The organism is Xanthomonas sp. NCPPB 3569 (assembly GCF_041475645.2).
Classification (GTDB): domain Bacteria; phylum Pseudomonadota; class Gammaproteobacteria; order Xanthomonadales; family Xanthomonadaceae; genus Xanthomonas; species Xanthomonas phaseoli.
Window position 1 is genome coordinate 2,398,550 of the sequence record NZ_CM192969.1, and the last position, 15,121, is coordinate 2,413,670.

Genomic DNA, 15,121 nt, shown 5'->3' on the forward strand with positions numbered 1-15,121 from the left:
AACTCTCTACTAGTGAGCCTCTCCGGGAGCACTGTCCTTGAGATGCTTTAAGACCTTTTCCGCTTCGTCGTATTGCTCGGCAATTACCTGCATGGGCATTTCAGTTGCTTTAACCAGCCTTCCGCCCTTTTTTCGCTGCCATGTCTTGGCCCACGCGTCGTCATGACTGAGGTCGCGAACCGCCCATTTACCCAGACGTTGATAAATTCCTACAACCTCGCCCAAGCAATCCACATCAGACCCAGACAGCTCGTCATAGTCGGGCTGGATCTTCATTTTCAACTCATGAGTGCTGCGGGTGTATTCGAAGTACCGACAGGCCTCGCTTAAGGCCGCATCTTGCACATCCCCCCTGACACACTTCACCAAATTGTACGCATGACTAGGAACCGGTCCTTGCTCCATTGCGACGTAGCTGTCGCCAGCAATGAAGCGCCCGAACCGCTCCAAGTGGATCTTGTCGGCCAGGTACATCATCTTCATCAACGAGTACATTGACTCGCCGGTCTGCTCGACCAAGTAGCCGATCGCTGCGATCGCTTTTTGAACATCGAAGGATCCGCGATCCGTCGATACAAGGCCCATCATGGCCATCTCCTGTGCACCTTCATCAGTGGTGCCTCTCTCACAGTGCCACTTAGCATTCTTGGCTTCGTAATGGCCCCTTGCGGTGCTCACTTCTAGTGGTGCTCCTCAGCTTGCGGCGCATGTTGCTGCATAAAAGTGCAGTTTGCCAGTGGCTCAAGTTGCAAAAGTCGAAGCAGCAAAGGTCATCGTCACGAAAACAAAAATAGTTCTTTCCCGTCAATGACTTGCCAGATCGCGTCACTTCACATTTCCGGCACTCCTTTCATCTTCGGCTGATATCTGGCTAACTTTAGGTCCACTTTGCGCAAATTGAGACGGCCTAGGACGGCCTAGGACGGCCTAGGACGGCCTGGGACGGCCTGATACGGGACGGGCCGGGCTAGGGCAGAGCTTCTGAACTAGCGGGCTAGACTGCGTGCGAACTCGGCCGCCACCTCGAGAGCCTGAGCGATCGGCAACGTCACAGGCGGCGGTACCATTGGGCTTCCGGTGATCGTCAGCGACACAGCTGCCTCAGTCTCCCCATTACGCCGAACCCTTGCCAGGACATCTGCCCCTCCTGGACCGACACGCAAGAGGTTCCATTCGCCTCGATCGACGTTCCCGCCGATAACGGGGTTGTGCCAGTTCATGTTGAGCGGGAGAGACGGCAGCGTCACACCTTCGGGAGCAATGGCGCTCGGCTCCTTAGATCGCTGAAGTGCGGCGCGATGTGCAGATCGGGATGGCATGGCTATCTATCCTGGTTGTCGCTGCTGCTGGTCATGCTGCTAGCCGGTGCTTGTAGAACGGGTGCCGCTTGTCGTCGAAGATGGCGTACAGCGCATCCAGGTTGCGCGGATCCGGGTTGAGCCAAGCGTCGACGTGTTCGGGCTTGATATTGATGATCGTCCGGTCGTGGCCAACAGTCGCCACCTCGGGCTCCGGCTCATCGGTGATGGCCGCGAAGCTCAGCAGGTCCGGCTGATCGCCGGCCGGATCTGTCCAGCGGGACCACAGGCAGGCCACCAGCATTGGCTCGCGGTCGCTGGGCTGGAACTGCACCACACGGTTTTTGCCGTCGGGCCCCTCCACGTTTTCGTAGAAGCGACCGACGACCACCAAGCCATGGGTATAGCCGAATTGCTCGCGCCAGAAGCCCTGCAGGTTGTCACTGCGGGCGTTGTAGGTGCCGGGATACTTGGTGTCGTAGATCGGCGGCCTGCCGGCGGGCCGACACTGGTAGCGCATCGGCTTGATGACGCGCTGGCCGCCCTCGGAGATGATCACCGGCGCGTAGTAGCCCGGGAAGATGCGGTAATCCCGCGCCTTGGCTTCGGTCCGCTGCAGGTCCGCGATGCGGCCCTTGATCTGCTCGATCTTGCTGGTGGCGATGCGCTGGTCGGTTGCTGCCTTCTTGGTCGGCTTGCCGCTGGCCAGCACCCGCTCGGCATCGGCCAGGCGCCAGGCCTGTTTGAACAGTTCCTGCTCCAGGGTCTGCGTGTCCTCGGCATCCCAGGCAGCCAGCTCAGTGGCAATGTTCGCCAGCTCACCCTCCCCGCCGGCGCGAAAGGCATCGTCCATCGCCTTCGGGGTCTTGGGCCGCTTGACGTCGTTCTGGCGCAACCACAGCTTCGCGAATTCCTTCAGCGACATGGTGGCGCCGTAGTGGCGCACGAGCTTGCGGTAATCGGCCTGGATCTCGGCGGAGTAGCACATGGCGGTCCCTCAGCAGTCGCGGCCGGCGTCTTCAAGGCCATGCCAAGCCAAGATCTCGTCGAGCCGCCGGGAAACGAATTGGGCGTCCTCGCCCGTGACGGCGCCGTCGCCAATAACGTCGGCCATGCCGGCGAAGGCTTGCCAGAAGTGACACCGGTCGGGGCTGCTCTTCAGCAGCGGCTGCACCGCGGCATCGAGGCTTTCCAGATGGGTTCGGAGTTCGGCTCTATCCATGCCGCCAGTATCGGCCGGCACGTCTCACCGCTTGAGACGCGGCGCCGTAGACTGCTTTGCATGGATACCAGCGCACCCAGCCTCTTCGAACAACTGCAGCAGCGGCTCGCCTGTGCTTCAGAGCCGTTGGAAGTGCTCAACCAGTTCGAGGCGGAGCTGCTGTATGCATTCCCAGCGGAGGCGCCAACCATCGTTGAACTGGTGGCGTCATGGGGCTACCGCTTGGGCGTGCTGGCACGCGAAGACCTCGACGGTTTCGTATAAGAGCCGGACCGGCGCTGCTCAGGCGCCACGCGGGTGAGCGGCCTGTGGCCCCGCGTCCGGCATGTGTAGGTTGCCACCGGCATGGGGTCGCAGATATCGGGTGGGACCGCAAAGTGGGGTCGGATTTTTCCTCACCAGGGCTGTGCGCCGCGCCTTCAAATGAACGTTTTTTCCTGAGCACGCGCCGAGCATCTTGGCTGCGCGCCGAGATGATCTCGCGCCGCCGGCAATGACCGGTGTAGCCGATCAGGAGAACGTAATGCATCCAGTCCTCGCCACCGCCACCTTGGCGCTGCTTGGCGCCACCCTTTCGGCCTTCGCCGCCGATCGATCGCTGGCGAAATCCAGCCAGACAAAGGAACTGCACAGCGAAATGTCCGCTGCGGGTGAGAGCCTTGACGACTTCGTGGCTCGGATCGCGCCGCGCGCCCGTGCCGTGTCGGTGAGCACCCGCTCCATCGTGTGTGGCGAGGTCCTGGGTGCCGGCCCTTATAGCCTGACGCTGAAGACCGATGGGCGGCAGGATTGGTGCGAGGTGCCGAAGACCGCGGCACCCTATCTGCTGGTCAACGGCATCGCGAAGGACGCGCGCGAAGATCACATCCCGGCCATCTACTACCGCCGGCCGGGCTATCTGATCACTCCCTGGAGCATCAAGTTTCAGGACCGCACTGGTGTGCGCCGCGTAGAGTCTGCTCAGTAGTTGCGGACGTTGAGCAGTAGGCAATCCACCTGCATGGTCCCAAACGTTCCGGGCGGCGCCGGTGGTGGGCCCTGGTTGCCCTCGGCATGGTCGTAGTACGTATTGATGCCCTTTGCTGACGCTGTTCCCGGCGTATACCGAACGCCTGCAACATAGCCAAGGCGATCCATCATCCAGCGAGGGCCGCCACCAATGAGTCCGCTCACGATGGTGTAAGACGCACCGGTGTGCCCTAGCGCGATCGCCACGCCGTCCGCCTGTGTCGGAAAGTCAGTCTGCGCAGTACCTGCGGTGGCCCGCATGCGGCCGATCACCCGCATGTACTTGTAACGCGAGTCGAAAGCGATGCGCCCGGTGGCCGGGTCGCGGAACCGTACCCCCTTGCTCATCACAAATGCCATTTGCGCCACATCCGTTGTGTCAAAAACGTAGTACTGGATTTCCGTGTTCGCCGTTTCGCACACAAGCTCAAAGGTAAAGGTGCTCCCGCTCTGGGATCGATTGCGGAGGCCAACAAACGAGGCGCAGGTGACGGCGATGAGCGGGGAGTTGCCACCGCCAACGGTGACGGTGGCGAAGCCGATACCCTGAGCCGCACCTCCCGAACTGGCCCCGACAGCGGTAACAGTGCCCTTCTGCTTCAACGCGAGGTTTTCGTAGCGCGTGTCGATCTGAATGATGTTCCCGCCCTCGGGGCGGATCCTCACGCCAAGGGCCATTCAATACCTCCCGTATGTGAGCACGCCGCCGATCTGCGCGCCCATGTTGCTGCCCCCGCCGTAATTCCAGCTGATCGTCCCGGCCTGCTCGTCCACGGTGAACAGCGGCGCCTGGGCAAACTGAGCGCTGCTGCTGGCGGAGAACCAGAAGTAAATCTCGTTGGTGCCGAGAGCCGGGACGGCGACCGATCCGCTGGAGCCCGCCGCGATGCTGATTGCGCCAAACTTGCTGGTGATGCGCGTTGAAATGTCGATCAGGATGTTGCCGTCTAGATCACGTTGCCGAATACCGCGCGCCATTAGAGCAGCTCCCCTGCCTCGAACAACGCAACGCTGCCAGCAGCGTTCCAGAATCGCAGCGCCTGCTCGTTGAGCGTCATGAAGCCTCCGTTGTTCGCACCGTTCATCGACAGCGTGCCGTTCTTGTCGAGCTTCCAGCGCGGCTGGCCATTCGCGCCCACACCGTTCGACTGGATGGTGTCGCCGATCATCGCGTTGGTGATCCAGGCATTGCCGATCAGTGCCTGGTTGATAAACGTCTGGCCGCCCTGGATCACAAATGGAGAGACCACCTGACCGTTGACGACGTTGATCACACCGACACGGTCACCTTGCAGCAGAATCTGGCTCTGGAAACTGCCGTCCTGCTGCTGCTCGACGCCTACACCCAAGCCGGCAATGTAGATTTGGCCCGCACTCGTGATTTGCGCCTTGACCGTGTAGGTGGCACTGATCTTGCCGTCTAGCGCCACGACGGTCTGACTCGCCTGCTGCACGCTCGCAGACACATCGCCGATTGATGATTCCACCGTGTCCAGGCGCTGGGCCTGGGCACGATCACCTTCCGCAATGACCGATTGCCAGGTACGCGTTCCTGCGAACACGTTGCGGTCGCCCGCATGCCAATCTCGATCGCCCGCATGCCTGTTGCTGATCTGGGCCACCAGGCCTTCCGTGCGCTCGCCAATGGCTGCCAGGCCGCTCTCCGGATCATTGATCTGCAGCTTGAGCGAATTGACCTCGCCCACGATGGCACCAGCCTCAGCGATCGCGTTGCCGACGTTCTGCCACTTCGTGCCCGGCGGCTCTTCGTTGCCCGGCTCCGCTGGCACCCAGCTCCAGATGATCCCGCCCCGCACGACCGTCTGTCCGGTGCTGTAGGTCGCCGCTTCGTCCCATACCAGCGGCACCAGGTCGCTGATGGACTCGATCGGGAGGCGGAGATCCTGCGACAACTCGGTCAGGCTGATCTTGCCGGCCAGGTACGCGAGAATTGCCGTGGCATCGGTGCTGCTCTCCCCCATGACGCCGTTTGTGAGCGGATACCACGGACCGATGTTGCCGCTTCGATCAACCAAGCGCCCCCAGAAGAAGAAGCGCGCACCGGCTGCAAGGCCGAGCATTGAGTGCTTCGCCTGCGGATATGCAAAGTCGCCCAGCTTGGTTGCGACCTCCAAGTTGTTGGCCGGGCTGTACCAGATCTCTGTCCGCTCGGTGTCGGTAGCACCGGGAGGGAACGACCAAGACAGTTCGATGCCGAAGATGATGCCAGTGGCGGTGAGGCTGGCCAGCGACGGCGGCGGCTCGATCTTGCCCGTGATTTCGGTAAGCGCGGACAGCGCCGGCATGGACACTGCATTGAGCGCGTTCACCGCGCGCACGCGCGCCAGATATTGGCCGGCGTAGATGCCGCGCACTTCCAGGTTGGTGGTGGTGGCCCGGCCGGCCTTCACCCATGCCATATCGTCCCGCCGCCACTCGACGTCGTAGGCGATCGCTTTGTCTGCCGGATCCCAGGCAATCGTCAGCACGTGTTGCGCAATGCCCTGCTCGACAAAGCTGTGCGACGACAACCGCACATTGGTGGGCGGCGGCTGCACGCCGGGTGGGATGATGCTGATCGGCGGTAGCTCGACGCGTGCGCCATCGTCGATCGCGGCGAACTTCTGCGGTACGTGCTCCAGCGCGGTGATCTGGTAGGTGATTGCGTTCTCGCCACCATCGCCATCGGCGACGGCAAGCACCCGAAAAGCCTGCAGCGCCAGCTCAGCGGTGGACACCACCCATACGGAAGTGGCCACGGGCACGCTGTCCCACGGCACTGCCACAGAGACCGTGTTCCCCGCGATGCCGCTGATCGTCCGGCCCTGGCTGCGGCCATTGCTGCCCAGAACGCGGATGGTGTCGCCCACGCTCAGGCCCGGCGGCACCACGTCGAGATCGACAGAGCGCGCGGCGCCAGCCTTGATTCGCCCACCATTGCGGCGGCCGGCGCGCTTCGGGTCGGCCACCTCAATGATGTCGCCAGGCTGCGGCACCACACCCTCGAGGCCTACGCCAAACGTGACGGTCTCGGTCTCCAGGTTCTCGGTGTACAGGATGTGCAGCCCGATGCGCTGCGCCTGCGCACGCGAAGTGCAGCCCATGGCCGCCACTTCGACCTGCTGGATGCCGTAGCGTGCGATGCCCGGTCGATACTCGACCGTCTCAACCTTGGCCCGGCCAAAGTCGTCCGGATCGTTCCAGGACACCAGAGCGACCGTGTGGCGCACCTTGCGCGCAGAGCCGGAGTACACGAACCGGCCGTCGATGACGTTGGTCTGGTTGAACGTGTAGACCGGGTCCTGCGGCATGTCTGCCGAGGCGAGCACCTGCCCTGCGGCGTAGTAGGTGATGCCGCGGAACACCGCCGCCATGTCCTGCAGCATTTTGTAGGCGTTCTGCCTCGTCTGCAGGTACATGTTGCAGGTGAAGCGCGGCTCTTTTCCGCCCTGCCCGTCGCTCACCAACTGATCGCAGTACTGCGCGATCTGATAAAGCCTCCAACGATCAACCCAGGCTGCGGGGATACGGTGACCAAGCCCGAACCGATCGTTTGTGACCAGGTCGTAGAACACCCAAGCCGGGTTGTTTGTCCAAGCCGGCTTCATGGTGCCGTCCCAGATGCCGGCATACGTGCGCGCCTGCGGGTCGTAGTTGCTCGGCACGGACACGATGCGGCCCAGAACGCGATAGGCGCGGGTTGGGATGGCTTGGAACTGGCTGGCGTCCACTTCCAATGCGGCGAGAGCACAGTTGGGATAGCGCAGTTTGGCGTCGATGATCTCGGTCATCGACTGCACCAGCGTGGTGTCTGCGATCGTAGCGCTGTTGGCGTTGGGCGTGAGACGGCGCACGCGGATCTGCCACTGGCTGCCCCCGGGCAGGTCGACGCGGTGGCTGCGCTCGTAGAGCGTGGTGGTCTTGCCGGTAAAGGCGTTAGAGATCACCGTGTTGAAGGCACCGCCGTCCGTGGCCACGTCGATCGCGTAGCTGACGCTGTGACCCTCGATATCGCCGTTCTTGGTGTTGGTCTTCTGCAGCGCCTGAACCGCAATGCGCACTCGGATGGCGGAGAGATCCGAGTTGGTAAAGCTGCGCACGACAGGCTGGTCGCTACGAAGCTCGACGTTTACCGAGTTCTCGTTTTCGACGCTTGGGAAGCCAGCCAGGTGCTCCTGATCCTGCGTGCCTGCGCGCGTCTCGAACCGCACGTTCTGGAAATTGAAGCCACCATCAGCGGCCTGCAAAGGGGTTCCATCCAGGTAGACCGAGCGCAGGCCATCCTTGAGCCCCGAAACTTCTCCCTCGCTGATGAGGTCGATGATCTTGGCGAAGGCGATCGATTGCAGGCTATCCGGCGTCTCTACCGGAGTGCGGGCAGAGCTGGCGCCCTTCTTGGCGCCCTGCAGAGTCATCGCCCTCGCTTGTGCATCACCACTCATTGTTGATCCTCCGCATAAATTCCGCCGCTGATAACAGCCGAGCCAGTCCACGTGTCGCCGTATGCCACCGGTGTCGGGTTGCCCTGCGCTTGCGTGTTGACTGGTCCGTTGAAGGCATAGCTCGGACGGTTGTCCGGACTGTCTTGCGTGCCAAGCCCCTTCTGCGTCGGCGACAGCATCTGCACCACGCCTCCGATAACCATCGCGATGCCAGCGTTGGTCAGGGGAACGCCCACCGCTCCCAAGCCGTAAGCGCTCAGCACGACACCAGCGACCACCAGGACAGCACCCACAATCGTCTGCAGCACTCCTCCACGCTTGGAACCCTGCAACACCGGTGCAATGCGGATCGCGTCATCGCCAGGGGGATCGTGCAGCTGGTCCTCGCGGAGGTTGCGGCGGCCGTTGAACACGGCAAACGTCAGGCCGCAGTCCTTGGCTCCCATGAGGAATGCCTGAAACCCTGGCAGCTGCACTGATAGCGCGCGGACAGCCTCAGCCGGCGATGCCACTGCAAGCCGGAACTCCTTCCCGAACTTGGCGCGCAGGACGCCGTACAGGCGTACCACGCGCACCTTGGGCACTGCATGCATGCTCATACGGCACCGCCGGCGGCGAGCTTGTGGCGCACAACGCGCACGGTGCGGTCTGCCCAGTACCCGCCGTAGGGCACGCGCGCGGACAAGCGGTCCGCGAGGTGGTGCAGCATCTGACCCTCGCCCAGATAGACGCCGGCATGGTTCGGCACCGGCGCACGGACCTGCATCACGATCATGTCGCCGCGCTGCGGATCGTCCTGGATCTCGGAGAAGCCCTCTGTCTGCAGACGCTCCAGCGAGTAAAGATCGCCGCCGTTGTTCCACCAATCGTCGGCACGCTCGTAATGCGACAGCTGGATGCCCAGCTCCCGAGCATAGAAATCGCGCACAAGCGTGTAGCAGTCGAGGACGCCATGGGCGAACTGACGCCCCACCAGCGGCGCGACGTAGCCGCTCGGCTTGATGGTCTGCACCTCACCGCACTCCGGCACGCCGTCGACCTGGCCGACACTGATGATGTGCCAGGTCAGCGCGCTGGCTTCGCACATCGCCTTGTCCGCATCCGATGCGTGCGCCGACGCGTTGGGGTGGCTGTGCACCAGCGCCACAATCTGGCCGGCATCCTCTGCGGTGGTGTAGTCCTCAGCCGGCAGGATGAAATGCTCGCTGGGCGTGGTCGCCACGTTTCGGCACCGCAGGTACTTCTCCCCGGCGTCAGAGAGCACAATCAGCCCGCAGCACTCGCGCGGGTATTCCGCAGCGGCGTGCGCCTGGATAGCCAGAAGCGTTGCGTGTTCCATGTAGTCGCCCATGAAAAAGGCCCGCACATGGCAGGCCTTGGTGTGATGGATGTCGGCCGCGCGCTACGTGCGCAGCAGACCGGCGGCGGGGAAGCCGCCGTAAGGCAGCGGGTTGTTCGCGCCAAAGCGCAACTTGCAGGAGCGGACCTTGCCGGCGCAGATATCCAGCGACGGATCGCTCACCGGGTTGTCGTTGATGTCAGCGACAGGCGGGCCGTTGTACCCGCAGTACGGGCCGCGGTAGCCGCCGCGAATGATCCAGCTGCAGGTGTTGGCGATGATCTGGCGGCCGGGCAACTGCTCTCCGTTGAGGTCCGCTGCGGTGGCCAGCTCGAACTCGACCACCTCGTGGTCTTCGCTGACCTTGCGCTCGATGAACCAGATTTCGTCTGGGAAGTGCTCGTCAGGGTCAGCGGTAGGATTACCGCCTGCGAAGTTGGCCGGATCCAAGTACTTGGCCAAGGTCTGCCGACGAATGATCCGCGCACCCACCAGGTCGTCGAACAGGAGGCATAACGCTGTGATGGTGCCATCAATGTTGCCGACCCGCAGGCGCGGGTTCGGTGGCTGGTCGCTGGTGCGCTCGAAGCCAGTGGCCTCAACCGGCCAGGGGTCATAGACCTGGCCCTGCCAAACAATCGGGTTTGACTGCAGGTGCGAATGGAACAGCAGCGAGTCGGCACCCAGCGAGGTCACGTCCAGTTCGAACACCGTCACGCGCGCGCCTGGCTCCAGGGTCTGAATGTCGGCGAGGATGCTCATGCCGGCCATCCAAGGTCGACGTCATACGCCTGCAATGCCTCCAGGCTGTCGATGGCGTCAATCGCTTCATGATGTGCACGTTCGGCGGTGAAACAAGCCTGCACGTGCGCACTGATCGCCGCTGCGATGCCTCTGATCTCGGCGAGCGTGAGCGTCACCCAGCCGCTGTTCGCCTTGAAGTCGACTCGATCGACTGTACCCAGGTCTGCGGCAGCGAGGACCGTGCTGATTCGGTTCTGGTCCTCGGTGGTGCTACCGACCTGCACGCCACCGATAGTGATGCCGCCTGTCTCACACTCCCATCGGCGCTGGGTCGCCGCAGCGCGCAATTCCGCGCGCAGCGACTCCGGAGATTCCGGTGGTGCGAACGGCTCCGGTACGCCGCCGCTAGCGCAGTAATCCTCGAAATCATCCCACCAACGGTGCCCCCGCGGGATGGTGGCACCGTCAGCAATCCGGATAACGCGATCCCAATTTTCCGTCAGCCGATAGCTCATGACGTGATCTCCGCATCGAAGAAATACCCAGCACCGAATGCAAACGCCTGGTTTGCGTTCACGAATACTTCAACGCCAGATTTGTAAGCGTTCGACCCGATACCAGAGCAGCCGTAGACATAACTCACATTGGAAAAGGTAACTGCCGGTGCGGCACGCATGGCTGCAGCGACGTATAGGCCGACACCTGTTTGCTGGGATGTGGCGCCGCGCATGAACAGGTTTCCGGCTGCCGCGTACCACTGACACAGTGCCGCCTGTTCTCCGGGTGATCTGTACTGGAAGCCCACAAAATCTGCGCCGCGCACGATTGCGAGGTTGCGGTAGGTGGCGCTTGCCGCAGTGAACTTCACGAGCAAATTACCCGTATTGCTACCGACTGGAGCGACAAGATTCACGTAGCGGCGCCCTGCGCCCGGCGTGATCGCAGATGCGACGCCTCCGACGTCCACAGTCAAGTTGCCGCCGCTCAGGTCATCGACGGCAATGCAGAGCGTTTTGCCAAAAGCATCTCGCGGAGCCTCAATGGCTTGGCACCATGTGCCACTCGTGTGAGTGATGACGCCGGTCGATTGATTGACGCTGACGTTGCACCCTCCAGGGGCTGCGAACATGCGGTCGTAGCCGAAAGCACCAGCGGCTAATGCGCCACCGCCAAAGTTTCGCTGGTTGACGCGAAAATCGCTATTGATCAGCAAGTTCTGTCCGACGGACCTGTACAACTTCGGGAGCTGGTCGATGGACGCGTATACCTCCGAGAACATGCTATTGATCTTGGAGAAAGCGATGTATGCGTCATCGCCAATATCTCCATTAGGATAAATTGTTGTCTGGTCGATTACTTGAAGTGCCATATATCGCCTTTAGGGCTGGAATGCCTGTTCAAAGGTGGTGCTGATGGAGAGCATCTCCCCACCCTCGCCGCGATCGCTGTAACCGTCGCATTGGTAGTAGCCCTGGCCGCCAATCCTTGGCGTCCAGAGAAACGAGCGACCGACGTGTGCGTCGAGAAACGCCGCGATTTGTTCCATCTGTGCTTTTGGCCCGGTGAAGGTCAGCTGGTAGGACCGCGAGATGGGATTGATGCCGTCGGCGACGCTTTGGCTGTACCCATCGCCGAACCTCGCACGACTGACTTGACCTGTTGCAGTTCCACCGCTCTGTGATGTCGGCATCCACGGGAAAACATCGGCCATCAGCGCACCCCCGTCAGCAGTCCACCTGGTCGCATCTGCTGCGCCAGCACCCGCTTCACCTCCGGCTCGATCAACTTCGCGAGCGAGCGTCCCATTGCGTTGTCGTCCCCGGCGGTTGCCGAGGTGCTGCTATTGCCGTCGCTCTGAACCACGGTGTTGATGCTCACGTTGACGGTGGGAGTAGCCGAGCCGCCCCCGTTTCCGGATGCCAACTGATGCATTGGCACCACGGTGCCGTCGTTGCCAGGAATCAGGTAGCTGCGGCCGCGTCGGTCGTTGAAGATCTCCGGCCGGTCGAACTCGCCCACCTCGTACATCGAGGAATTGGACACGTCACCGCCACCCGCGCGGCCACCACCGAAGCTCGCCCAGCTGCTGCCGGTGAAGCTGTCCACGTTGTTGCCGAAGTTGAGGTTGCTGCCGGCGCCTGCGCTTGTACCCGTCCAGGTTCCAGAGGAACCGCCTGCCAGGGAGCCGACGATCGAGCCGACCGCACCGACGATTGCTTGTCTTGCAGCGATGCGCGCCAGATCTGCGAGGATCGACTTCGCCAGGTCCGAGAACGACAGCTTGCCCGTTTGCACGAAGCGAACGAATGCATCCTCGGCTGCGCTGAGGCCGTTGACCAGCGTCGTTGCTGCAGCTTCCGACGCATTGCCAGCGCTGAACTCATAGTCTTCCCACACGCGCCTAAAACCCGTACGCCAATCGCCGAGCAACTGCATGCGCTGCTGCTGGTAGCTCCGCTCGATCTCCAGCGAGCGCTCCCTGCTCGCCTCGAGCAGCGCGACCTCGTTCTGGTACTCGCCCTGACTGAGCGGGTTCTGTCCGCGCTGCTCCTTTTCCAGCTTCTCCCGCTCGCGCAAGTACTCGCGCTGGATGTCCAGCTGCCGTTGCAGCACCTGTGTAGCGTCAGCACCGCGGCCGATACCCATCAGGTCAACGTCCGACTGCTCCTGCCGCTGCTTCTCCAGCTGCGTCAGCCGCTCGGTGAGCGCTGCCTGCGCCACCAGGTCGCGCTGCGTTTGCTTCGCCTTCTCGGCCTGCGCATCACTCGCCTGCAACAACGGGATAGCAGCTTTGAGTGCCTCGCGCTGCGCCGCGGTCATCGTATCGGTCTTGTCGGCCAGCAGCTGTTGGGCTTGGATCACCAGCCGGTCGCTGGTCGTGACCTTGTCGCCGCTTTCTGCCAGCTGCTGGTTGGCGGTGATCTGTCGCCGAATGCTCGCTACCAGGCTCTGCGCCGCGTTGTCGTCCGTGTTGGCCCTGCCGATGCCTTCCCGCTGGTTGAACTGCTTGTCGACCTGCGCGTTGGACCGTGCAATGAGGCGCTGCATCGATCCGTCGAAATGGCGGCTATCGTTCTCCGGCAGCTTGTTGTAGATCTCGATGATCTTGTTCAGCGCCTGCTGCTTGGACGCTGCACGGTCGAGTCCGGCCATGCGAGCGTTGAGCGCCTCCGAGGCCGCTTTTTCAGCCGTTTGGCTCTCCTGCAAAGCCTTGCTGTAGTCCTCCACCGCCTTGCGGTTGTCTGGAGTTTCTTCACTGATCGGCGCCGGCAGCCCGTATGGATTGCGGGCCTGTGCTGACAACCGGCTCATCTCCTCATTCAAACCGTGCAAGAACGCGAAGCCGGTGCGCGGGCCTGCGCTGGCCAGCTTTGCGATCCAGGAATCTTGCAGCCCGCTGTTGCGGCCCACATCCGTAAGCGCGCCGCCAAAATTGACCAGAGCACCCCAGGCACCGCTGATCTCGTCCTTGATGGTGCGCCACCCTTGCGCCATCCCCGGCATTACAGCCTCGGTCTGGTTCGCAACGTTGATGGATCGCTCGTAGTACAGCTGCAGCGCTTCGGCCACGGCCTCTTGCTGCCGCCCCTCTTCCTGCAGCGTGATGATTCGCTGCAGCTGCGCGGTGTTGAGGAAGCCCTCCTGCTTGTTGAGCTCCACCAGCGCATCGACCGGATCACGCGCGATGCGCTGGAACGCCTCGACGGTCTTGCTGGTGGCCTGGCCGGTGGATGCTTCCATGCGTGCGGCGGCTTCCGCCACCATCGTGAACTGCTTGCCGGCGAACTGGCCCGACGCAGCAACCGCCGTCAGTGCATCCACAGCGCCGCCGCGAGTCACACCGGTCAGCTTGTCCAGGTCCGACACCAGGCCACGGAACTGGCTGCCGCTGATGTCCGCATTGCGCCCGGTGAGGATGAGGTTCTTCTGGAAGTCGAACAGCTCATCCTGTCCCTGCTTCAGTGCCACGGCCAACGCGAGCGCAGCAGCTGCCGATACGGTCAACGGATTGACCATGCCCATCACGTAGGACGTCACCGCCTTCGCTGCCGGGCCGATGCCACCGAGCTGGTCCTTCAGCTGGCCACCCTGCTGGATCGCCACCATCCAGATCGGTTGCCCACTCACGATGCTAGTGACGATGTCCGTCATCTGCGCCGGAATCATGCGCATCGCTGCAGCTGTCTGGCGCGCCGACATTGCGTACTGCTCGTTGGTGTTCTTCGACTTGAGCAGGGCCTGACGGCTGACCTCGATTTGCGCCTGGTACTGCTGCATCACCTGCGGCTTGATGAGGCCCAGGTCGCCGGCGCGCTCCAGCCGTTCCTCCATGTCGGCCAGGCGATTGAGTCCCGCGACGGTGGGATCGATCTGCGACAGCAGGCGCTTGAGGTTGAGCTCCTGCACCTCCGCCGCGCGCGCCGCCTCCCTGACCTGATTCGCCGTCCGCGCTTCGGCCTCCTGCAGTGCGCGTGCCCGCGCGACCGTGCGCTCCTGCTCCGTGCCAGCGCGGGACAGCGCCGACGCGTGGTGATCGATGCCGGCAGCCGAATCTCGCGCCGCCTCAGCCAGTGCACGGTCCGACACGTTGGCCGTGCGTTGCGCCTCCGCGTATGCCATGGCCTGCTGCGCGACGCTGCGGTAGCGCGCCTCCTGCTGCTCCAGCTGCCGTTCCAGCTTCTCCGATGCGCTGGCGGTTGCCGAGGCACCGGCGGCGGCGTCCTTGCCCGCACCGCTGTATGCCTGCAGGCCGGCAGCGGTACCGGTCAGCCTGCTCTCCATCGCCACCAGCGCGCTGACGATCTCCGCCTGCACGCGGTTCATGCCCTGCAGCTCGGCAATGACCGTGCCGGTACCGGCGCCAATGCGATCCAGTGCTCCGCCCAAACGGTCGCCTAGCACCACCGCAGAGCGGTCGATCGAGCGCGACATCGACTGGAAGTAGCGCTCCAGCCGATCCGCCGAGCCACTGGCCTTGTCGGCTGCGGCCGCGTTCTGGTCCAGCGCCTTGGTGCTTTCCACAAGGCCACTGGAATCGACTCGAAAGCCAAGTTCGGCGATATCCATC

The 15,121-nt window shown here is 62.9% G+C and carries 15 protein-coding genes; 2 read left to right on the forward strand and 13 right to left on the reverse strand.

The window, feature by feature from the left end:
- Positions 1-9 precede the first annotated feature (9 nt).
- From ACCQ03_RS10415 to ACCQ03_RS10425, 3 genes are all read right to left on the reverse strand, one after another.
- Entirely contained in the window at positions 10-594 is a 585-nt protein-coding gene (locus ACCQ03_RS10415) for a Panacea domain-containing protein (RefSeq protein WP_506185207.1), read from the reverse strand.
- A 756-nt stretch (positions 595-1,350) separates the two neighbouring features.
- On the reverse strand, positions 1,351-2,286 hold the full coding sequence (locus ACCQ03_RS10420) for an SOS response-associated peptidase family protein (RefSeq protein ID WP_209226515.1): 936 nt from the start codon (positions 2,284-2,286) through the stop codon (positions 1,351-1,353).
- Between the two features lie 9 nt (positions 2,287-2,295).
- Entirely contained in the window at positions 2,296-2,520 is a 225-nt protein-coding gene (locus ACCQ03_RS10425) for a hypothetical protein (RefSeq protein WP_209226517.1), read from the reverse strand.
- 60 nt (positions 2,521-2,580) lie between these two features.
- Here ACCQ03_RS10425 and ACCQ03_RS10430 point away from each other — a divergent pair, with 60 nt between their 5' ends.
- The gene (locus tag ACCQ03_RS10430; protein WP_209226521.1) at positions 2,581-2,784 is read left to right on the forward strand and encodes a hypothetical protein; all 204 of its coding nucleotides are present in this window, start codon (positions 2,581-2,583) and stop codon (positions 2,782-2,784) included.
- A gap of 259 nt (positions 2,785-3,043) precedes the next feature.
- The gene (locus tag ACCQ03_RS10435; RefSeq protein ID WP_209226523.1) at positions 3,044-3,487 is read left to right on the forward strand and encodes a hypothetical protein; all 444 of its coding nucleotides are present in this window, start codon (positions 3,044-3,046) and stop codon (positions 3,485-3,487) included.
- On the opposite strand, the gene ACCQ03_RS10440 is transcribed toward ACCQ03_RS10435, so the two are convergent.
- From ACCQ03_RS10440 to ACCQ03_RS10485, 10 genes are read right to left on the reverse strand one after another with little or no spacing between them, the layout of a single operon-like run.
- Positions 3,481-4,206, reverse strand: coding sequence for a hypothetical protein (locus ACCQ03_RS10440; RefSeq protein ID WP_209226525.1), 726 nt, complete (start codon positions 4,204-4,206; stop codon positions 3,481-3,483). The two genes, ACCQ03_RS10435 and ACCQ03_RS10440, sit on opposite strands and share 7 nt — an antisense overlap.
- Entirely contained in the window at positions 4,207-4,506 is a 300-nt protein-coding gene (locus tag ACCQ03_RS10445; protein ID WP_209226528.1) for a hypothetical protein, read from the reverse strand.
- Positions 4,506-7,943: a TipJ family phage tail tip protein gene (locus ACCQ03_RS10450; protein WP_244664065.1), complete on the reverse strand. Its 3,438-nt coding sequence runs from the start codon at positions 7,941-7,943 to the stop codon at positions 4,506-4,508. The genes ACCQ03_RS10445 and ACCQ03_RS10450 overlap by 1 nt, the downstream gene beginning before the upstream one ends.
- A gap of 23 nt (positions 7,944-7,966) precedes the next feature.
- Complete coding sequence (locus ACCQ03_RS10455) at positions 7,967-8,569, reverse strand: tail assembly protein (RefSeq protein ID WP_209226533.1); 603 nt, start codon at positions 8,567-8,569, stop codon at positions 7,967-7,969.
- Positions 8,566-9,321, reverse strand: a complete 756-nt coding sequence (locus tag ACCQ03_RS10460) for a C40 family peptidase (RefSeq protein ID WP_244664064.1) — start codon at positions 9,319-9,321, stop codon at positions 8,566-8,568. The genes ACCQ03_RS10455 and ACCQ03_RS10460 overlap by 4 nt, the downstream gene beginning before the upstream one ends.
- 51 nt (positions 9,322-9,372) lie before the next feature.
- A complete protein-coding gene (locus tag ACCQ03_RS10465; protein WP_209226698.1) occupies positions 9,373-10,071 on the reverse strand; it encodes a phage minor tail protein L in 699 nt (232 codons plus the stop codon).
- Positions 10,068-10,568: a DUF4376 domain-containing protein gene (locus ACCQ03_RS10470; RefSeq protein ID WP_209226536.1), complete on the reverse strand. Its 501-nt coding sequence runs from the start codon at positions 10,566-10,568 to the stop codon at positions 10,068-10,070. The genes ACCQ03_RS10465 and ACCQ03_RS10470 overlap by 4 nt, the downstream gene beginning before the upstream one ends.
- Complete coding sequence (locus ACCQ03_RS10475) at positions 10,565-11,422, reverse strand: hypothetical protein (protein WP_209226538.1); 858 nt, start codon at positions 11,420-11,422, stop codon at positions 10,565-10,567. The genes ACCQ03_RS10470 and ACCQ03_RS10475 overlap by 4 nt, the downstream gene beginning before the upstream one ends.
- Before the next feature lie 9 nt (positions 11,423-11,431).
- Positions 11,432-11,764 (reverse strand): phage tail protein, encoded by a 333-nt coding sequence (locus ACCQ03_RS10480; protein WP_209226540.1) that lies wholly within the window; start codon positions 11,762-11,764, stop codon positions 11,432-11,434.
- Positions 11,764-14,985, reverse strand: a complete 3,222-nt coding sequence (locus ACCQ03_RS10485; protein ID WP_209260564.1) for a phage tail length tape measure family protein — start codon at positions 14,983-14,985, stop codon at positions 11,764-11,766. The genes ACCQ03_RS10480 and ACCQ03_RS10485 overlap by 1 nt, the downstream gene beginning before the upstream one ends.
- Positions 14,986-15,121: the final 136 nt, after the last annotated feature.